The sequence below is a fragment of the Cupriavidus sp. FW305-F7 genome (assembly GCF_058782875.1).
This window is the reverse complement of sequence record NZ_JBYSYC010000001.1, coordinates 330963-349176: the sequence shown is the minus strand read 5'-3', so window position 1 is coordinate 349176 and position 18214 is coordinate 330963. Positions and strand designations below refer to the sequence as shown.

At 68.6% G+C, this 18214-nt stretch carries 16 protein-coding genes; 12 read left to right on the top strand and 4 right to left on the bottom strand.

Annotated elements, in window-relative coordinates:
- Positions 1-6: 6 nt before the first annotated feature.
- Genes AC3WL8_RS01595 through AC3WL8_RS01575 form a run of 5 tightly spaced genes read left to right on the top strand, consistent with a single transcriptional unit; the run spans position 7 to position 5345 of the window.
- On the top strand, positions 7-1053 hold the full coding sequence (locus tag AC3WL8_RS01595; RefSeq protein ID WP_013951888.1) for a type II secretion system F family protein: 1047 nt from the start codon (positions 7-9) through the stop codon (positions 1051-1053).
- Entirely contained in the window at positions 1050-1913 is an 864-nt protein-coding gene (locus tag AC3WL8_RS01590) for a tetratricopeptide repeat protein (protein ID WP_211979550.1), read from the top strand. The genes AC3WL8_RS01595 and AC3WL8_RS01590 overlap by 4 nt, the downstream gene beginning before the upstream one ends.
- Entirely contained in the window at positions 1910-2257 is a 348-nt protein-coding gene (locus AC3WL8_RS01585; protein ID WP_211979551.1) for a DUF3613 domain-containing protein, read from the top strand. Before AC3WL8_RS01590 ends, AC3WL8_RS01585 begins: the two co-directional genes overlap by 4 nt.
- Positions 2254-3942 carry a TadG family pilus assembly protein gene (locus AC3WL8_RS01580; protein ID WP_211979552.1) on the top strand — a complete coding sequence of 563 codons (1689 nt, stop codon included), beginning with the start codon at positions 2254-2256 and terminating at the stop codon, positions 3940-3942. Before AC3WL8_RS01585 ends, AC3WL8_RS01580 begins: the two co-directional genes overlap by 4 nt.
- A 38-nt stretch (positions 3943-3980) precedes the next feature.
- Positions 3981-5345, top strand: a complete 1365-nt coding sequence (locus AC3WL8_RS01575) for a sigma 54-interacting transcriptional regulator (RefSeq protein ID WP_011616405.1) — start codon at positions 3981-3983, stop codon at positions 5343-5345.
- 15 nt (positions 5346-5360) lie between these two features.
- On the opposite strand, the gene AC3WL8_RS01570 is transcribed toward AC3WL8_RS01575, so the two are convergent.
- Positions 5361-5717, bottom strand: a complete 357-nt coding sequence (locus AC3WL8_RS01570; protein ID WP_211979553.1) for a YgiW/YdeI family stress tolerance OB fold protein — start codon at positions 5715-5717, stop codon at positions 5361-5363.
- Positions 5718-5855: 138 nt separating this feature from the next.
- Between AC3WL8_RS01570 and AC3WL8_RS01565 the strand changes: the two genes are divergently transcribed.
- Together AC3WL8_RS01565 and AC3WL8_RS01560 are read left to right on the top strand one after the other, a co-directional pair.
- Complete coding sequence (locus AC3WL8_RS01565; RefSeq protein ID WP_013951893.1) at positions 5856-7004, top strand: exonuclease SbcCD subunit D; 1149 nt, start codon at positions 5856-5858, stop codon at positions 7002-7004.
- Entirely contained in the window at positions 7001-10063 is a 3063-nt protein-coding gene (locus AC3WL8_RS01560) for an AAA family ATPase (RefSeq protein WP_492377786.1), read from the top strand. The genes AC3WL8_RS01565 and AC3WL8_RS01560 overlap by 4 nt, the downstream gene beginning before the upstream one ends.
- Before the next feature lie 18 nt (positions 10064-10081).
- On the opposite strand, the gene AC3WL8_RS01555 is transcribed toward AC3WL8_RS01560, so the two are convergent.
- The gene (locus AC3WL8_RS01555) at positions 10082-10339 is read right to left on the bottom strand and encodes a hypothetical protein (protein ID WP_013951895.1); all 258 of its coding nucleotides are present in this window, start codon (positions 10337-10339) and stop codon (positions 10082-10084) included.
- Between the two features lie 482 nt (positions 10340-10821).
- Here AC3WL8_RS01555 and AC3WL8_RS01550 point away from each other — a divergent pair, with 482 nt between their 5' ends.
- The 5 genes from AC3WL8_RS01550 (at position 10822) to AC3WL8_RS01530 (ending at position 15425) form a co-directional block, all read left to right on the top strand.
- Positions 10822-11484 carry a 3-oxoacid CoA-transferase subunit A gene (locus AC3WL8_RS01550; RefSeq protein ID WP_041228515.1) on the top strand — a complete coding sequence of 221 codons (663 nt, stop codon included), beginning with the start codon at positions 10822-10824 and terminating at the stop codon, positions 11482-11484.
- Between the two features lie 22 nt (positions 11485-11506).
- Entirely contained in the window at positions 11507-12148 is a 642-nt protein-coding gene (locus AC3WL8_RS01545; protein WP_013951897.1) for a 3-oxoacid CoA-transferase subunit B, read from the top strand.
- A 40-nt stretch (positions 12149-12188) separates the two neighbouring features.
- The gene (pcaF, locus tag AC3WL8_RS01540; RefSeq protein WP_013951898.1) at positions 12189-13391 is read left to right on the top strand and encodes a 3-oxoadipyl-CoA thiolase; all 1203 of its coding nucleotides are present in this window, start codon (positions 12189-12191) and stop codon (positions 13389-13391) included.
- Positions 13392-13481: 90 nt separating this feature from the next.
- On the top strand, positions 13482-14213 hold the full coding sequence (locus AC3WL8_RS01535) for an SDR family NAD(P)-dependent oxidoreductase (RefSeq protein ID WP_211979555.1): 732 nt from the start codon (positions 13482-13484) through the stop codon (positions 14211-14213).
- A 204-nt stretch (positions 14214-14417) separates the two neighbouring features.
- Complete coding sequence (locus AC3WL8_RS01530; RefSeq protein WP_013951900.1) at positions 14418-15425, top strand: Bug family tripartite tricarboxylate transporter substrate binding protein; 1008 nt, start codon at positions 14418-14420, stop codon at positions 15423-15425.
- 100 nt (positions 15426-15525) lie between these two features.
- Here AC3WL8_RS01530 and tcuB read toward each other — a convergent pair whose 3' ends face one another.
- Both tcuB and tcuA read right to left on the bottom strand, forming a co-directional pair.
- Positions 15526-16725, bottom strand: coding sequence for a tricarballylate utilization 4Fe-4S protein TcuB (tcuB, locus tag AC3WL8_RS01525; protein ID WP_211979556.1), 1200 nt, complete (start codon positions 16723-16725; stop codon positions 15526-15528).
- A complete protein-coding gene (gene tcuA, locus AC3WL8_RS01520; RefSeq protein ID WP_211979557.1) occupies positions 16712-18121 on the bottom strand; it encodes an FAD-dependent tricarballylate dehydrogenase TcuA in 1410 nt (469 codons plus the stop codon). The genes tcuB and tcuA overlap by 14 nt, the downstream gene beginning before the upstream one ends.
- Between the last annotated feature and the right edge of the window lie 93 nt (positions 18122-18214).

Below are 18214 nucleotides of genomic sequence, written 5' to 3'. Positions count from 1 at the left end.
GCCAACATGGACCGCCTGACACTGATTTCGCTCAGCCTGCTGGTCGCCGCTTGCGGCGTGGGCGTACTGACGCTGCCGCTGTTGCGCGACTGGCGCCAGCGCCGGCTGGCGGCGCGCACCATCGACGGCGCGCTGGCCCGGCAGCGCGCGGCAGAAGCTGCCCAGGCCGCGCACGCCGCGCAGGCCGCAGCCCCCGCTGCGCCTGGCGCCCAGGCTGCGGCAAAGGCCGGTGCCGCAGCGCCGCAGGGCAGGGGCGGGGCGGCCACAGCGATTGGGGTGCAACTGGGCGCGCGCGTGGGCGAGCGCATCAGCGCTCACTGGCTGGATTCGCGCCTTGGGCGCGCGGTGGTGACGCCGGAAGACCAGCAGTTGCTGGAGCAATGCGGCTGGTACGGGCCGCAGTCGCGCATGCTGTTCGGCGTGCTGCGGCTGGGGTTGCCGTTGGCGCTGGCGCTGGCTGCCATGCTCTGGCAGGTGGGCGCGGGCGCCTTCGCCATCGTTGCGTGGGGCTTCGGCACGTTTGCGCTGGCCTACCTGGCCCCCAAGTGGCACCTGCGCCGCCGTGCCGCGGCCCGCCTGCGCATGGTCGATGACGAGCTGCCGGTGCTGATCGACATGCTGCGCCTGCTGCAGGGCGTGGGCCTGTCGATCGACCAGAGCCTGCAGGTGATCGTGGCCGAGTTCGGCAGCATGCTGCGCGTGCTGGGGCCGGAGCTGGCACGCGCGAATCAGCAGTTTGCCTCGGGACGCTCGCGCGAACAGACGCTCTTGCGCATCGGCCGGCTGTTCGACAGTGAAGACCTGAAGAGCCTGATCACGCTGCTGACGCAGGTCGACAAGCACGGCGGCGCGGTGCAGGAGCCGCTGCGCCAGTTCGGCCTGCGCATGCAGGAGGCGCGCAAATCGCGCATGAAGGACGAGATCGGCCGGCTCACGGTCAAGATGACTGCGGTGATGGTGGTAAGCCTGCTGCCGGTGCTGCTGATCCTGACCGCGGGCCCCGGCTTTCTAGGGGTGATCCGCATGCTGGCACATATGGGAGGGACGCGATGACGCGCTCAGTCGGTCCGGCGCTGGGCCGGATCTCCAAAACGGCGGCATGCCTGCTGCTGGCGGCGCTGTCCGGCTGCGCCGCCAATCAGAACGGCGCCGCGGCCATGCATGAGCAGGCGGAGGCCCAGGTGGAACTGGCCAAGCTGCGCGACAAGACCGCGCGCGCCGAATACAGCGAGCAGGCGGTCTACCTGGGCCTGATCCGCAAGATGCAGCAGGACGGACTTTACTTCGCCTCGCTGGCGCATATCGAGGTCTACGTGAAGCGCTTCGGCGCCGGCCCGGAGATCCAGGCCATGCGCGCCGATGCGCTGCGTGAGACCGGGCAGGACAAGGCTGCCACCGATGCTTACCAGCAACTTGCAGCGACGTCGCAGGGCGAACAGGCCGCGCATGCGCACCACGGGCTCGGCCTGCTGGCGGGGCGCCAGGATGACTTTGCGCGCGCCGTCACCGAGCTGCGCCAGGCCGCCGCGCTCGACCCCGTCAATCCGCGCATCTCCGGCGACCTGGGCTACGCGCTGATGCGTGCCGGCGCGCTGCAGGACGCGCGCGTGCCGGTGATGCAGGCGCTGGAACTGGACGCGCACAATCCGCGTGTGATCAGCAACGCCGTGGTGTGGCTGATGGCCGACGGCAAGCGCGCGCAGGCCAACGCCATGATGCAGAAGGCCGCACTGCCCGAAGCCACGCGCAGCGCCATCCGCAAGGAAGCCGACCGCATCGCCCGCGCCACCGCGGCGCGCGACCGCGCAGCGGCCCGTCCTGCGCCGGCAGTGCGGGCGCCATCGAAACCCGCCACGACCGCACCGGCCACCTCGGTGGCGGCCGTGGCCGCAACAGCAGGGGTTACCCCATGACCGCCATGTTCCGCATTGCCATCCCTGCGCTCTGCCTGCTGATGCTGGCGCCCGCCGCGCAGGCGCAGACCGACCGTGCCACGACCGAAGCCGCCACCACCGGCATGCCGGCAGGCAGCCCCGCACAACGCGAGATCGGCGCCGACACGCGTGCCATCCTTGCCATCCAGCGCGAAGGCACGCAGGCCGGCCCCATGCTGCCGATGCACGGCGAGCAGGCGGCGCTGGGCTATGAGCGCTACATGAACAGCTTCCGCTTCGCGCTGCCGGAGTTCTACACGGGGCAGGCCAACGCCAGCACCGCGCGCTCCGGCTCCGCTGGCCAGATGCTGGGCGGCAAATGAGCTTGCGCCAGCCGCGGCTGCGCCGGGCACCTCGATCCGCGCGCGGCGCCATCAGTGTGATGGCGGCGCTGCTGATCGCCACCGTGGCGATCGCCGCGCTGGTGTCGATCGACGTGGGGCATGTGTTCATGCGCCAGCGGCAGTTGCAGAACATGGTGGACCTGGCCGCGATGTCGGCGGCGCAGCAGCTCAAGCGGGCGGATAGCGCGGCGAATCTCAACGCCGCTGTGCTGGGTACGGTCAGAAATATCGGTGCGAAGAACGGGTATCCGTCGGGCATTGCCATGGGTTGCGGCGATGCCACCGGTGGCAGCGCGGATGCCATGACTGCCTGCCTTGGCGTGTGGGATCCGGCGAGCGGCGGGCCCAGGCATTTCAGCGCTGCCTACAATCCGGCCCAGGTGTCGCCCAATGCCGTGCGCGTTCAGGCCACGCAGACTGTGCCGATCCTGTTCGTGATCAATGGGGGGGGCGGCCGGCAACTGTTTGCGGAATCGATTGCCAGTGGCAGTCCGCCGGTGGCGGCGTTTTCGCTGGCTACTGGGTTGCTGGACGTCTCCACTGCCAACAGCATGCTGAGTGTGTTGCTGGGCAATACGGTGAGCTTGTCGTTGGTGGACTGGCAGGGACTGGTCAATACCAACGTGACGCTGGACCAGTTGCGGCTCAAAGCGGATGTCGGCACGGTGGACCAGCTGCTGAATACTTCATTGAACCTGCGTGATTTCTACGCGCTGGTGCTTGGCGCCGCTGGCCGCGACGCGCTGCTGACGACGATGCTGGGCAGCCCGCCAACCGCGCTTGGGGCCAGCGGGGCGGCGGCTACGGTGTCACTGGCCAGGCTGCTTGATCTGGGTGTGATGGCGCCTGCGGCATCGTCGGCGGTGGAGGTGGGCCTGAACGTGGCGCAGTTGCTGCTGGCCTCCGCGCAGGTGGCGCGAGGGGATACGGCAGTTGCCCTGCCGCTGAACATACCCAAGCTCCCGCTTGGCCTGGGGGGCATCAGCGCCAACATGCGCGTCATCGAGCCGCCGGTGACGGCGGCGGGTCCGGCGCGACAGCTCTCCAGCAACCCTGACACCTGGCAGACGACCGCAAGCGCGTCCCAGGTAAAACTGACCCTGATGCTCCAGATCACCGCCAATATCCTGAAACCGGTACTGGACGCCAACTTGAACGTGCCGCTCTATCTCGATGTGGCCAACGCCACCGCCGACCTGACCAAGCTGCAATGCGCGGCAAATCCTGGGGACCGCCGTGCCACGATGCACGTCAAGAGCGGTCTCGTCACGGCGTGCCTCACCGATGGCTGCACAGGTAGCGATGTGGTGCTCGGCCAGGCTAAGCTGGGGCTGTTCGACATTGCGGACGTGATTGCCACGGACGTCCCACGCTATGGCAGCACGGCTGGCCAGGAGGTCACGCTGGCACCGGGCGGGCATGCGCAAGTTGGTACTGCCGATCCGTTTGGCGGGTTGTTCTCCCAAGTGCTGGCCCTGAAGGTGCGGACCAAGCTGCTGGGGATCCTTAGCGTGCCCATCGATCTCGGCCCGCTACTCGCGCCGGTCGGGGCAGCGCTCGACGCGCTGGTCCCGCCGCTGCTCAACAGCCTCGGCATCCAGCTAGGCACCGCCGACCTCTGGGTCCACAGCATCGACTGCAACAATGCCGAACTGGTGTACTGAGCCATGATCGCGCCAAACCGCCTGATGGCAGAAATCGAATGAAGACAGACCGCTGGGCCTACGAAAACCTTGAAGTCTACGTGTGGGAAGGCAAGTACGAGATTGCCGACCGCGTCACGCGTTTCCTGGCGCCGCTGGGCGTGGACGTGATCCGCGCCGGCGCGCTCGAAGCCTTGCCCGCCGAGCCGCGCCTGAAGCCCTGCATCGCGGTGATCAGCGTGTCGGTGATTGGCGCGGCGCGCTTCTCGCTGGACTGGGAGGCCGCGCACGGCATGCCGGTGATCTGGGTGGCCGGCCCGGGCCGCGAGGCCGATCCCGGACGCTTTCCGCCGGAGTACGCGCATATCCTTGCCGATGACTTCACCGGCGCCGACCTGCGCAGCCAGATCGGCAAGCTGCTGCCGCAACTGCTGGCCACGGACGCGCCGGGCGAGCGCGAGGCCGACCTCGTGGCCGGTTCTCCGGCGATGCGCCAGCTGCTGCAGCATGTGGAAACCTTTGCCGACTTCGGCAGCAACGTGATGCTGTATGGCGAAACCGGTGCGGGCAAGGAACGCATCGCGCGCCTGTTTCATGAGCGCAACGGCACCTACGGAAAGGGGCCGTTCGTCGCGGTCAACTGCGGCGCGATCCCTGACGGCTTGTTCGAGTCGCAGTTCTTCGGCCATGCCAAGGGCGCGTTCACCGGCGCCTCATTCGCGCACCGTGGCTATTTCGAGCAGGCCAACGGCGGCACGCTGTTTCTCGATGAAATCGGTGACCTGCCGCTGTTCCAGCAGGTCAAGCTGCTGCGCGTGCTCGAAGAGAACGTGATCACCCGGCTTGGCTCGACCCTGGCGGTCAAGCTGGATTTCCGGCTGGTGGCGGCAACCAACAAGGACCTGCGCGACGCGGTGCGGCAGGGGCGCTTCCGCGCCGACCTGTTCTTCCGCCTGGCGGTGATCGAGATGCGCATCCCCAGCCTGGAAGAGCGTGGCCAGGCCGACAAGGTGGCGCTGCTGCAGTCGTTCCTGCGCCATATGCTGGGGGAATCCGGCTTCGACGCATTGCCGCCGATGCCGGACTGGCTCAAGGGCGCGGTCGGCACCGCCTATTTCACCGGCAATGTGCGCGAGCTGCGCAACCTGGCCGAGCGTGTGGGCATCACCGTTCAGCAGACCGGGCACTGGGACGAAGAGCGCATCCGGCCGCTGTTCCGCTCGCTGCATCCGGGTGCGTTCGATGGCGGCGAGCGCAACGACCTGCGTGCCGATACGGAAGAACGCCGCCGCATCCTGGCCGCGCTCGATGCCAATGGCTGGCGGCGGCAGGACACGGCGGCAAGCCTGGGCATCAGCCGCAAGGTGCTGTGGGAAAAGATGCGCAAGTACCAGATCGCCGACAGCGAGGCCGAGCCGGTGTGAGCGCGCGCATTCGCCTCACTGCAGGCGGATCTCCTTCACGTCGAAGTGCGATTCGCCAATCAGCTCCTTGTCGTACTCGCCGACCAGTTCCACCGTGGTCTGCGCATCCACCGGCTTCTGTGCCGGCCAGAGCCTGGCCTTGATTTTCACCTTCATCTGGCCGGTGCCGTCCGAGAACAGGTAGTGCTCGTGGCCGACGTTGCTGACGATCTTGCCGCGCAGCATGGCATGCTGGTCGTCCTTGCCTTCCGCCTGCAGCGCCTTGACGGTCATCGCCGGGATGGCCGACGGGCCGGTGTACTGGGCGCTGGCGCCGGTGGCGGCCAGGCCTAGGGCGAGCGTCAGGGCAGTGGCGGTCAAAATGCGTTTCATGAGCGTTCTCCGTTAGCTTCAATCTGGGGGCGACTGCATGCATGATGCACGCGTCCGCCTGAACCATTGCTGAACGGGTGGTCAGGTCGCGACGCATTATGATGCGGGTTTCGCCCTTTTCATCCACCGGATCCCGGATTGCGTTTCCTTCACACCGCCGACTGGCATCTCGGCCGGCTCTTCCATGCGCGCAGCCTGCTGGAAGACCAGGCCCATATCCTCGACCAGTTTGTCGAACTGGTCCGCACCGAACGCCCCGACGCCGTGCTGATCGCCGGCGACGTCTACGACCGCGCCGTGCCGCCGCCCGAGGCGGTGGCATTGCTCGACGACGTGCTGGGCCGCATCGTCATCGACACCGGCGTGCCGGTGGTGATGATCGCGGGCAACCACGACAGCGCGCAGCGGCTGGAATTCGGCGCGCGGCTGATGCGGGCCCAGGGCCTGCACGTGGCCGGCCGCACGCTGGCCGAGGCTGCCTGCGTGACGCTGCACGATGCCCACGGCGAGGTGCGCATCTACGCGCTGCCGTATGCGGAGCCGGCGGTGGTGCGCGATGCCATGGGCACCGACCTGCCATCGCATGAAGCCGCGCTGCGCGCGCAGCTCGATGCCATCCGCGCGGTGCATCCGCCGGGCGTGCGTGCCGTGGTGGTGGGCCACGCCTTCGTGGTGGGCGGCGCGGCAAGCGAATCGGAACGGCCGCTGTCGGTGGGCGGCAGCGGCGCGGTGGCCGCGGACCTGTTCGCCGGCTTCGACCTGGTGGCATTGGGTCACCTGCACCGGCCGCAGACGCTGGGCGGCGGGCGCGTCCACTATGCGGGCTCGCTGCTGAAGTACTCGCTGTCAGAGTGCGCGCACGACAAATCAGTGTCGAGTATCGAGCTGGGCGCGGACGGTGCCGTCACCATCACGCCAGTGGCGCTGCAGGCGCTGCGCGACGTGCGCGTGGTGGAAGGCGAACTGGCGCAAGTGCTGGCAGCGGGGGCCGATGACCCGCAACGCGATGACTATATCCATGCGCGGCTCACCGATACCGGCGCACTGCTGGACCCGATGGCCAGGCTGCGGCAGGTCTATCCCAATGCGCTCGCGATCGAGCGGACTGTGCTGGCGCGCACCGGCACGGCCTCGGAGGCCGGACGCAAGCTGCGGCAGCTGGGAACCGGCGAGCTCTTTGCCAACTTCTTCCGCGAAGTGGCGGATGCCGAGCTGGAACCGGACCAGCGTGCCGTGCTCGACCAGGTGCTGACCGGGATCGCCGCCGCGGACAGGGAGTCGGCATGAGACCGCTGCATTTGACGCTGCAGGCCTTCGGCCCCTTTGCCGCGACCGAGCAGGTTGATTTCACGCGGCTGGGCGAGCAGGCCTTCGTGCTGATCCACGGCCCCACCGGTGCGGGCAAGACCACGCTGCTCGACGCGATCTGCTTTGCGCTGTACGGCGATACCTCCGGCGGCGAGCGCAGTGCGCAGGCCATGCGCAGCGCCAACGCCGCGCCGGCGCTGCGCACCGAGGTGACGCTGGAGTTCAGCCTGGGCGCGCAGCGCTGGCGCGTGGCGCGCTCGCCCGTGCAGGAGCGGCCCAAGCAGCGCGGCGAGGGCTGGGTGACCGAGCCGGCCAGGGCGCAGCTGGACCTGCATGACGGCAACGACTGGGTCAGCAAGGCCAGCCAGCCCGCCAGGGTCAGCGATGCGGTGCGCGACTTGCTGGGCTTCGACAGTGCGCAGTTCCGCCAGGTGATCGTGCTGCCGCAGGGGCGCTTCCGTGAATTGCTGACTGCCAGCTCGCAGGCGCGCCAGGCCATTCTTGAGCGCCTGTTCCGCACCGAGCTGTACCGGCGCGTGGAAGAGCTGCTGAAGGCCGAGGCCGCCGGCATCCGCCGCGATGCCGAGCGCATCGCCATCCAGCGCGACGAAGCGCTGCGCCAAGTTGGCGTGGAATCGGCGCAGGCGCTGGCCGAGGGAATCGAGGCATTGCAGGCCGAGTTGCAGGCGCTGCAAGGGCAGGAACAGGGCGCGCGCGCCACGCTGGCCACAGCGCAGGCGGCGTTGGGTGCCGGCGAGCAGGTGGCGGCGCGATTGCAGGAACGCCAGCTGGCGCAGGCCGCGCACGCGGCGCTGCTGGCGCGCCAGCCAGCCATGGAGGATGAGCGCGCGCGCCTGCACGCCGCCCAGCGCGCTGCGCGTGTCAGGCCGGCCCTACAGGCATGGCAAGCCGCGCAGCGCGACCAGGCCGCCAGCGCCGTTGCCTTGACGCGGGCCGGCGAGCAGGCGGCCCGCGCCGCGCAACAGGCCACGCAGGCGGCTGCCGCATTGCAGGCCGAAACGGCACGCGCCGAAGCGCGCCAGTCCGCGCAGCGGCGGGTTTCGCAGCTGGCAGACATGCTGCCGCGCGCACAGCAGCTGGGTGCGCAGCTGGCCGCGCTGCAGGCGGCCGAAGCCAGGCAGGTGGCAGCCGCCACCGCGCGCGAACGCGCCGCCGCACAGCTTGCCACGCGGCAAGCCGATGCCGTTGCCGCGGAGTCCGCGCTGGCGCAAGGCCAGATTGCCGCAGCGCAGGCACAGGCCACGGCGTTGCAGCTGGCCGCATTGCAGGAACGTGCGCGGCAGCTTGACCGTCATCAGCAAGCTGCCCGGGCGCTGGATGTCGCGAACGCACAGGCGGCCACTGCCGCCGCTGCCGAACAGCTGGCCCTGCGCCAGCGAGAGCAGTGCCGCGCCGCACTGGCCGAAGCGGAAGCCGCGTGGCGCGCCGGACAGGCCGCGCGGCTGGCTGCAACCCTGGCAGCGGGCGATGCCTGCCCGGTCTGCGGCAGCACTGCGCACCCGGCACCGGCGCAGCATGTGGCGGCGCCGCTGTCGGACCAGGCGCTGGAGCAGGCCCGCCACGCCGCGCTCGAGGCCGAATCCCATGCGGTGCGCAGCGCCGGCCAGCACCAGGCGGCACAAGCCGCCATTGCCCAGGCGCGCGAGCGGCTGGACGAACTGGCGCAGGCGCTGGGCGAGGTCGGCGACGAGTCCGCCCGCAAACTGAAGGCGGAGATCACTGCGCTGGAAGCGGCATTGGCCGAAGGCCGGCAAGCAGCGGCAAGCCTTGCGCAATGCGAAGTCGCCATTGTCAGTTGCCGAACGGCGCTCGCAGCGGCGGAAGCCGCCAGCCGCGATGCCGCCGCCGCCGCCGAGGCCGCTGCCCAGGCGCTGGCCCACTGCCGTGGCGAATGGCAGGCCGCCAGCGCGCAGGTCCCTGAGGATTCACGCGACCCCGTGGCGCTGGGCGAGGCCCTGCGCCAGGCGCAGGCCATGCTCGCCGCGCTGGAACAGGCGCTGGCCGCTGCGCAGGCGGCCGAGCGCCAGGCTGCGGCGGACGCAGCAGGGGCCCAGGCCGGACTGGTTTCGGCACAGCAGGCACAGGCGCAGGCGGCCCACCGCCTGGCCGAGGCCGAATCCGCGCTTGCGCAGGCGCTCGCGCAACAAGGCTTTGCCAATGAGCCGGCCCACGCCGCCGCCTGTCTTGGCGACGATGCCATGCAGGCGCTCGACGCGACGCTGCGCGCCTTCGATACCCAACTGGCCACAGCCGCCGACCGGCGCGAACGCGCCGAGGCCGCCGCGCAAACGCTGGACGCGCCGGACCTGGACGGCCTGCGCGCAACGCGGGATGCGTCGACAGCCGCGGTGGAAGCCCTGGTCCGGCAACAGGCCGAGCGCGGCCGTTCGCGCGACACGCTGCTGCAGTGCCAGCTGCGCCTGCAGCAGCTCGATGCGCAAGGGCGCGACATCGAGGCACGCTACGCGGTGCTGGGCCGGCTGGCCGAAGTCGCCAACGGCGATAACCCGCGCCGCATGACGTTCCAGCGCTTCGTGCTGGCCACGCTGCTCGATGAGGTGCTGGAAGCCGCGTCCGCGCGTTTGCTGGCGATGAGCCGCGGCCGTTATGTGCTGCAGCGCGTGCGCGAGCAGGCCGACCAGCGCAGTGCAGGCGGACTGGATATCGAAGTGTTCGACCACGATACCGGCGCGGCGCGGCCGGCCAATACGCTGTCAGGTGGCGAGGGCTTTCTCGCGTCGTTGTCGCTGGCGCTGGGCCTGGCCGACGTGGTGCAGTCGCGCGCGGGCGGCATCCAGCTCGATACGCTGTTTGTCGACGAAGGCTTTGGCACGCTCGATCCCGAGAGCCTGGACTTCGCCATCCGTACGCTGCTGGACCTGCAGCAGGCAGGGCGGCTGGTCGGTATCATTTCGCACGTCACCGAGCTGCGTGAGCGCATCGACGTGCGGTTGGAGGTGCGCCCTGGGGTTGGCGGCAGCCGGGTACTGTTGACGGGTGTGGCGACACCCGCGTAGTGCGGCGTGACTTCCCCGTCAGGCGACGAATACCTGGCGGCAACGAATCGCCATCACTTGCGCTTCAAACGCGCGGGCGGCTGCCCGCGCCAGGCGCGCACGGCGTGACAGCGGCGGCGGGCGGGATGGCATGTCGGTGCCTGCCGGGGCAGGCACGGGGGATTGCAGTCGATCCTTGCGGGGTTTCAGTCCCCACGCCTGCTGCGTGACATGCAGGATGCGCGCAAGCGCCGCTGCATGGGGCGTGGATGTAAACGGGACGTGGACGGTGGCCATGATCGGGCTCCTCGTTCTTGTTTGTTGCCAGGCTGCCCTGCTCAGCCGGGTGGTCCGGTGGCTGCTGTGCGGGTCTTGCCTTGCCTGATTCCACAATAGCCCGCGCGGCCCCCGGGCCATATCGAGTGCGAGCCGATTGTGATGTCGGCCCCTTCCTACATACGGGGCGTGCCCGTCACCCGCGCGCGCTTATCGCACAATCTGGTTGGCCGACCGCCCGGTCGGCTTGACCGTCGTCGACGCGCAGGTGTAACCTGTTCATTCTGCGAATTCAAGTTCGTATATCGAACAAATCGGTTAACGAACAACCGGTCCACACCACAAAGGCCACACGCAGACTGCTGGACTCGTTCAAATGGGTAGCGCCCCGCCGCCCGCCGCGACGAAACTCCTTCCGGCAGGATTACCGGAGACAGCCTTTCATGCGCCGCGTCTTGCGGCCCGCTCCGGTAGCCTGGCGGATCTTCCGACCTGGAACGCAAGTGATCAACAAGCTATACGACACGGTGGAAGCGGCAGTCGCCGGCATCCACGACGGCGCCACCATCCTGATTGGCGGCTTTGGCCTTGCAGGCATGCCTGCGGAACTGATCGACGCGCTGATCGAGCAGGGCGCGCGAGACCTCACCATCGTCAACAACAACGCCGGCAACGGCGACACCGGGCTGGCCGCGCTGCTCAAGACCAAGCGCGTGCGCAAGATCGTCTGCTCGTTCCCGCGCCAGGCGGATTCGTACGTCTTCGATTCGCTCTACCACGCGGGCGAGATCGAGCTGGAACTGGTGCCCCAGGGCAACCTGGCCGAACGCATCCGCGCCGCCGGTGCCGGCATCGGCGGCTTCTTCACGCGCACCGCGTACGGCACGCCGCTGGCCGAAGGCAAGGAAACGCGCATCATCGACGGCCAGGGCTATGTGTTCGAAACCCCGATCCACGCCGACTTCGCGCTGATCAAGGCTGACACGGCCGACCGCTGGGGCAACCTTACCTACCGCAAGACCGCGCGCAACTTCGGCCCGATCATGGCGATGGCCGCCAATTGCGCCATCGTGCAGGTCAGCCGCGTGGTCGAGCTGGGCGAGATGGACCCCGAACACATCGTGACGCCGGGCCTCTTCGTCAAGCGCGTCGTCAAGGTCGCCTGAGCGCGAACACAGGAGAAACAGCATGCAACGCCTGACCCGCGATCAGATGGCCGCCCGCGTGGCCAAAGACATTCCCGAAGGTGCCGTGGTCAACCTCGGCATCGGCCTGCCGACGCTTGTCGGCAACCACCTGCCCGCAGACAAGGAAATCCTGCTGCACAGCGAGAACGGCCTGCTCGGCATGGGCTCCGCGCCCGCGCCGGGTGAGGAAGACGGCGACCTGATCAACGCCGGCAAGCAGCCGGTGACGATCAAGCCGGGCGGTTCCTACTTCCACCACGCCGATTCGTTTGCGATGATGCGTGGCGGCCACCTCGACTTCTGCGTGCTGGGCGCGTTCCAGGTATCGGAGAAGGGCGACCTGGCCAACTGGCACACCGGCGCGCCCGGCGCCATCCCCGCCGTGGGCGGCGCGATGGACCTGGCCATTGGCGCCAAGCAAGTGTTCGTGATGATGGAGCACCAGACCAAGCAGGGCGAGAGCAAGATCGTGCCGCAGTGCACCTATCCGCTGACCGGCATCGGCTGCGTGACCCGCATCTACACTGACCTTGCGACCATCGACGTGACCGCCGACGGGCTGGTCGCGCGCGACCTGGTCGAAGGGCTGAGCTTCGATGAACTGCAGCGCATTACCGGCGTTCCCCTGAAGCTGGCCGCCTGAGCGCCGGCATCACCACACACCAAAACGAGAGAGACACACCATGACCGAAGCCTTTATCTGCGACGCCATCCGCACCCCCATCGGCCGCTACGGCGGCAGCCTGTCCGCGGTGCGCCCGGACGACCTCGGCGCGGTGCCGCTGAAGGCGCTGATGGCCCGTAATCCGAACCTGGACTGGAAGGCGATCGATGACGTGATCTACGGCAACGCCAACCAGGCCGGCGAAGACAACCGCAACGTGGCGCGCATGTCGGCGCTGCTGGCTGGCCTGCCGCAAGAGGTGCCGGGTGCGACCCTCAACCGCCTGTGCGGCTCCGGCATGGACGCCACCGGCACCGCCGCGCGCGCCATCAAGGCCGGCGAAGCCACCCTGATGATCGCCGGCGGCGTGGAAAGCATGAGCCGCGCCCCGTTCGTGATGGGCAAGGCCACCAGCGCCTTCTCGCGCGATGCGCAGATCTTCGACACCACCATCGGCTGGCGCTTTATCAACCCGGCCATGCGCGCGGCCTACGGCGTGGACTCGATGCCCGAGACCGCCGAGAACGTCGCCACCGACTACAAGATCAGCCGCGAAGACCAGGACCTGATGGCCCTGCGCAGCCAGGAAAAGGCCTCGCGCGCGCAGGCCGACGGCACGCTGGCGCAGGAAATCACCCCGGTCACCATCGCCCAGAAGAAGGGCGACCCGATCGTGGTCGAGCGCGACGAGCACCCGCGCGCCACCAGCATGGAAGCGCTGGCCAAGCTGCGCGGCGTGGTCCGTCCTGACGGCACCGTGACCGCTGGCAATGCCTCGGGCGTGAACGACGGCGCCTGTGCGCTGCTGCTGGCGAGTGAAGCCGGTATCAAGCAACACGGCCTGACCCCGCGCGCCCGCATCGTCGGCATGGCCACCGCCGGCGTGGCGCCGCGCGTGATGGGCATCGGCCCGGCACCGGCGTCGCAGAAGCTGCTCAAGCAGCTGGGCATGACCATGGACCAGATCGACGTGATCGAGCTGAACGAAGCGTTCGCCGCGCAAGGCCTGGCCGTGCTGCGTGAACTGGGCGTGGCCGACGACGACAAGCGCGTCAACCCGAACGGCGGCGCGATCGCGCTGGGCCACCCGCTGGGCATGAGCGGCGCGCGCCTGGTCACCACCGCGATGTACCAGCTGCACCGCACCGGCGGCCGCTTCGCGCTGTGCACGATGTGCATTGGCGTGGGCCAGGGTATTGCGATGGTGATCGAGCGGGTCTAAGTCAAGCCAGTTGGAAAGCTGAGGGTGTACTCCCTCTCCCGCAAGCGGGAGAGGGAGCGAGTTAGCGGTAGTTCTTGGAGTGAGCAAGAGATGTCCCTTCCCGTAGCCACGCTCGTGACCGGCGGCAGTTCCGGTATCGGCCGCGCCATCTGTGAAATGCTGCTGGCCGATGGCGTGACCCAGGTGGTCAATGTCGACTATGCCGAACCGGCCTGGTCGCACCCGAACATGACTTTCTTCCAGGCCGACCTGACCGATGCCGAGGCGACCCGCGCCGTGGCCGCGCAGGTGACCTCGCGCTTCACCGTCACGCGCCTGGTGAACAACGCCGGCGCCACGCGCCCCGGCACCGCCGACACCGCCACCGTTGCCGACCTGGACTACGTGACCGGCCTGCACCTGCAAGCCACGCTGCTGCTGACGCAGGCGTGCCTGCCCGCGATGCGCGCCGCCGGTTTTGGCCGCATCGTCAACATGGCCTCGCGCGCCGCGCTGGGCAAGGCCGAGCGCGTGGTGTACTCCGCTACCAAAGCCGGCCTGATCGGCATGACCCGCACGCTGGCGATGGAGCTGGGCGGCGACGGCGTCACCGTCAACGCCGTGGCTCCGGGCCCGATCGCCACCGAGCTGTTCCGCAAGAGCAACCCCGAAGGTGCTGAACAGACCAGGCGCATCCTGGCCAGCATCACCGTTAAGCGCATGGGCACGCCGGAAGACGTTGCGCGTGCCGCGCTGTTCTTCCTGTCGCCCGACAGCGGCTTCGTCACCGGTCAGGTGCTGTACGTGTGCGGCGGCACCACGCTGGGCGTTGCGCCGGTGTAAGCACCGCGCCTCGGCATCCAGCATTTAAGCATTCAACAAGAAGAGACGTTAACCAAGCGTCACGCATGGCGGCCCCTGGCCGGGCCGCCCACCGGATGCGCGCATGTGCGCGCCATCCGTTCGGGAACGGCAATCACGCCATTCAGCACAACCTCCCGCGGTACCCAATCACCGCCGGAACGATATAGCACCGGAGCATTACCGATGAGACAAGATTCCCAGACTTCCACCACGCGCCGCCGCCTGCTTGCCGCTGGCGTGGCGCTGGCCACCACCATCGCCGGCTTTGCCGGTGCGGCCCATGCGCAGGGCGGCTACCCGACCAAGCCGATCACCCTGATCGTGCCGTTCTCGGCCGGCGGCACCACCGACATCCTGGCCCGCATCGTCGGCCTGCAGCTGGGCAAGGCGCTCGGCCAGCCGGTGGTGATCGACAACCGTCCGGGCGCAGGCGGCAACATCGGCGCCTCGCTGGCGGCCAAGGCCCCGGGCGACGGCTACACGCTGTTCATGGGCACCATCGGCACGCACGCGATCAACCAGTCGCTGTACTCCAAGCTGCCGTACGACCCGGTCAAGGACTTCGCGCCGATCACGCGCGTGGCCATGGTGCCGAACCTGGTGGTGGTGAATCCCAAGGTGCCGGTCAACAACGTCAAAGAACTGATCACCTACGTCAAGGCCAACCCGGACAAGCTGTCGTACGGTTCGTCGGGCAGCGGCTCGTCGATGCACCTGTCGGGCGAGCTGTTTAACTCGATGACCGGCCTGCATATCCAGCACATCCCGTATAAGGGCAGCGCCCCGGCCGTGAACGACCTGCTGGGCAACCAGATCGGCCTGATGTTCGACAACATGCCGTCGTCCTACCCGCACGTGAAGGCCGGCAAGCTGCGCGCCATCGCCGTGACCTCGGCCAAGCGATCGCCGGCGCTGCCCAACGTGCCGACCGTGGCCGAATCGGGCGTGCCGGGCTATGAAGCCACCTCGTGGTTTGCGCTGTACGCCACCGGTGGCACGCCGCAGCCCATCGTCGACCGCCTGAACGCCGAAGTGGTGAAGATCCTGGCCATGCCGGAAGTGAAGAAGCAGATGGCCGACCAGGGCGCCGAACCCAACCCGGAAAAGCCGGCCCAGCTGGCCGCGTTCATGAAGTCGGAAACGGCCAAGTGGGCGAAGGTGGTGAAGGCTTCGGGCGCTACGGTGGATTGATTCACATCCTGGCTGCGCCAAAGAAAAGCCGGTTCCCTGTCGGGGACCGGCTTTTTGTTTATGCGTGGGCGGGGACGGCTTGTGCGGGCATGGCTGCCACTCAGTCGCTGCCAAGCTGCAGCTTGTTCTTCTGCCGCTTCTCGATCGCGGCCTTGAGCAGCGCCGCACTGCGATAGATGCCGTGTGCGAACTTGCCATACGGCAGCGTCGCAAACAACGCCATCACCACGCCAAGGTGGACCGCCAGCAGCAGCGGCATCGCCGCCGTGCCGCGCCCGGCCAGCAACCCCAGCCCGGTGGCGCTGGTCAGCAGCAGCAGCACGATAAAGCCGCGGTCCATCGGCCGCTGCCGGGCATCCCCATGCATCGGGTGCCGGCGCAGGTTCAGCCACATCAAGCCGGCCGGGCCCACCAGCAGGCCCACGCCGCCGGCGGTGCCCAGCAGCACTGGCAGGCTCATGACCGGATAGGGCGCATGCCAGCCCAGCAGATAGTGGTAGCCGGTCGCCACCACTGTCGATGCAAAGCACAGCATGAAGCCGTAGAACGTGAAATGGTGGAAGCGCCGCCGCGCCAGCGTGAAGCGGTCGCTGGCCTCGTTGCAGCCATCGCCGTGGCCGCCATCGAGGTAGGTGAGCGCCAGCACGTTCCGGGCCGCCTCTGCCACGGCGGGTGCCGATGCCGTACCGGCCGACACATCGCGCCAGAATCGGCGCACGCCCAGGCCAAGCGCAAGCACGGTAAAGGCGAACACCCCGCCGAACAGCGCCGCCAGCGTGTTGTGCGGGAATACCGCATAGAAGTTGCCGCGCGCATGCGTCTGCCACAGCTCGCCGCCCAGCGTGGCGGCCAGCACCAGGAACAACGCCAGCCCGAAGGCCAGCGCCACCGACACCGTGAGCCCGTTGCGCTGGTACAGCTTGCCCAGCGGCGCGGGCCATGCATACTCGCTATAGGTTTCCAGCCGCACCTTTGCCATCGCCTGCGGCACATTGACGCCGAAATCATGCGGCGGCGCGTACTGGCAGGCGTGGTAGCAGGCGCCGCAGTTGTGGCACAGGTTGGCCAGGTAGTTGACGTCGGCCTTGCCGAACTCCAGCCGGCGGGTCATGGCCGGGAACACCGCGCAGAAGCCTTCGCAGTAGCGGCAGGCATTGCAGATCTGCATCTGCCGGGCGACTTCGGCCTCATTGTCGGTTAACGGCAGCACGCGGATGATGCGGGGTTGCGGCGCGGACGTGGCAGCGTCCTGCCCGGCCAGTTGCGCGGCCTCGCGTGCCAGGGCCTCAAGCTTCTGCATGGACGGCTCCCGTGTTGATGCCCGCCGCCAATGCAGCCTGCGTGCCCGCGATGCGCCCGAAGGCCGTGCCGATCGACATGCCGACACCGGCGGTGTATCCCTTGCCGAGCACGTTGCCGGCCATCATTTCTCCTGCCACGAACAGATTCCCGCTTGGCTTGCCGCCAAAGTGCACCTGGGCGCAGTCGTTGACCTTGAGCCCCAGGTAAGTGAAGGTGATGCCCGGCCGCAGCGCGTAGCCGTAGAACGGCGTCTGGTCGAGCGGCCTGGCCCAATGCGTCTTGGCCGGTGCCAGGCCTTCGGTGTGGCAGTCGTCCAGCGCGGTATGGTCGAAGGTGCCGACGCGGCACGCCGCGTTGTAGTCCTGCACCGTGCGCACGAACTGCGCTTCCGGCAGCCCCAGCTTGCGTGCGAGTTCGGGCAGCGTGTCGGCCTTCTCGCCGGGAAACACCGGCGGCATGAAGCGGCCGATGGCCTGGCTGTCGATGATCGAATAGCCGATCTGCCCGGGCTGCTGCGCCACCAGCCGGCCCCAGATGGCGTAGCGCTTGGGCCAGAAGTCCTCGCCCTCGTCGTAGAAGCGCACGGCGTCGCAATTGACCACGATGCCCAGCGACACGCAATCGATGCGCGTGCAGATGCCGCCGTCGTACAGCGGCGCGCGCGCGTCGATGGCAACGCAGTGCGATTGCGACGGGTCGCCGATGGTATCGGCGCCGGCGTCGATCATGTGCCGCAGCAGCACGCCCTGGTTGAAGCGCGTGCCGCGGATCAGGAAGTTGTCGGCGGGCCATTCGCCACGTTCGTTCTGGCCCCAGGCTTCGCGCAGCCATTCGCGGTTGGATTCGAAGCCGCCCGCGGCCAGCACGCAGGTGCGCGCCGTGAAGCGCTGGCTGCCGCTGCGCGCGGCGACGAAGCGGTCGCCGTCCAGCTCGATTGTATCCACCGGGGTTTCATAGCGGACCTGCACGCCCATCGCTTCGGCGCTGCGGTAGTACGCGTTGACCAGCGCCTTGCCGCCACCCATGAAGAAGGCGTTGGTGCGCGCCACGTGCAGCGCACCCGACAGCGGCGGCTGGAAGCGCACGCCGTGCCTGCGCATCCAAGGCCGGCACGTCGATGACGCGCGGATCACCAGCCGCGCCAGGTGTTCGTCGGTGATGCCGCCGGTGACCTTGAGCAGGTCCTGCCAGTACTCTTCCTCGGGATAGGCATCGACCAGCACGTCTTGCGGCGCGTCGTGCATGCAGCGCAGGTTGCGCGTGTGCTGGGAGTTGCCGCCGCGCCAGGCGCGCGGCGCGGATTCGAGCAGCAGCACCGAGGCCCCGGCTTCGCGCGCCATCAGCGCTGCGCACAGGGCCGCGTTGCCGCCGCCAATTACCAATACGTCGACCATAGGGATTGTCTCCTTGCAGGTGCCATCTTGGCGGGCAAGGCGGGCGGGCGCCAGCAGGGGCGCGGCAAGGGGGCTTCAGTTTTCGTGAAGCCC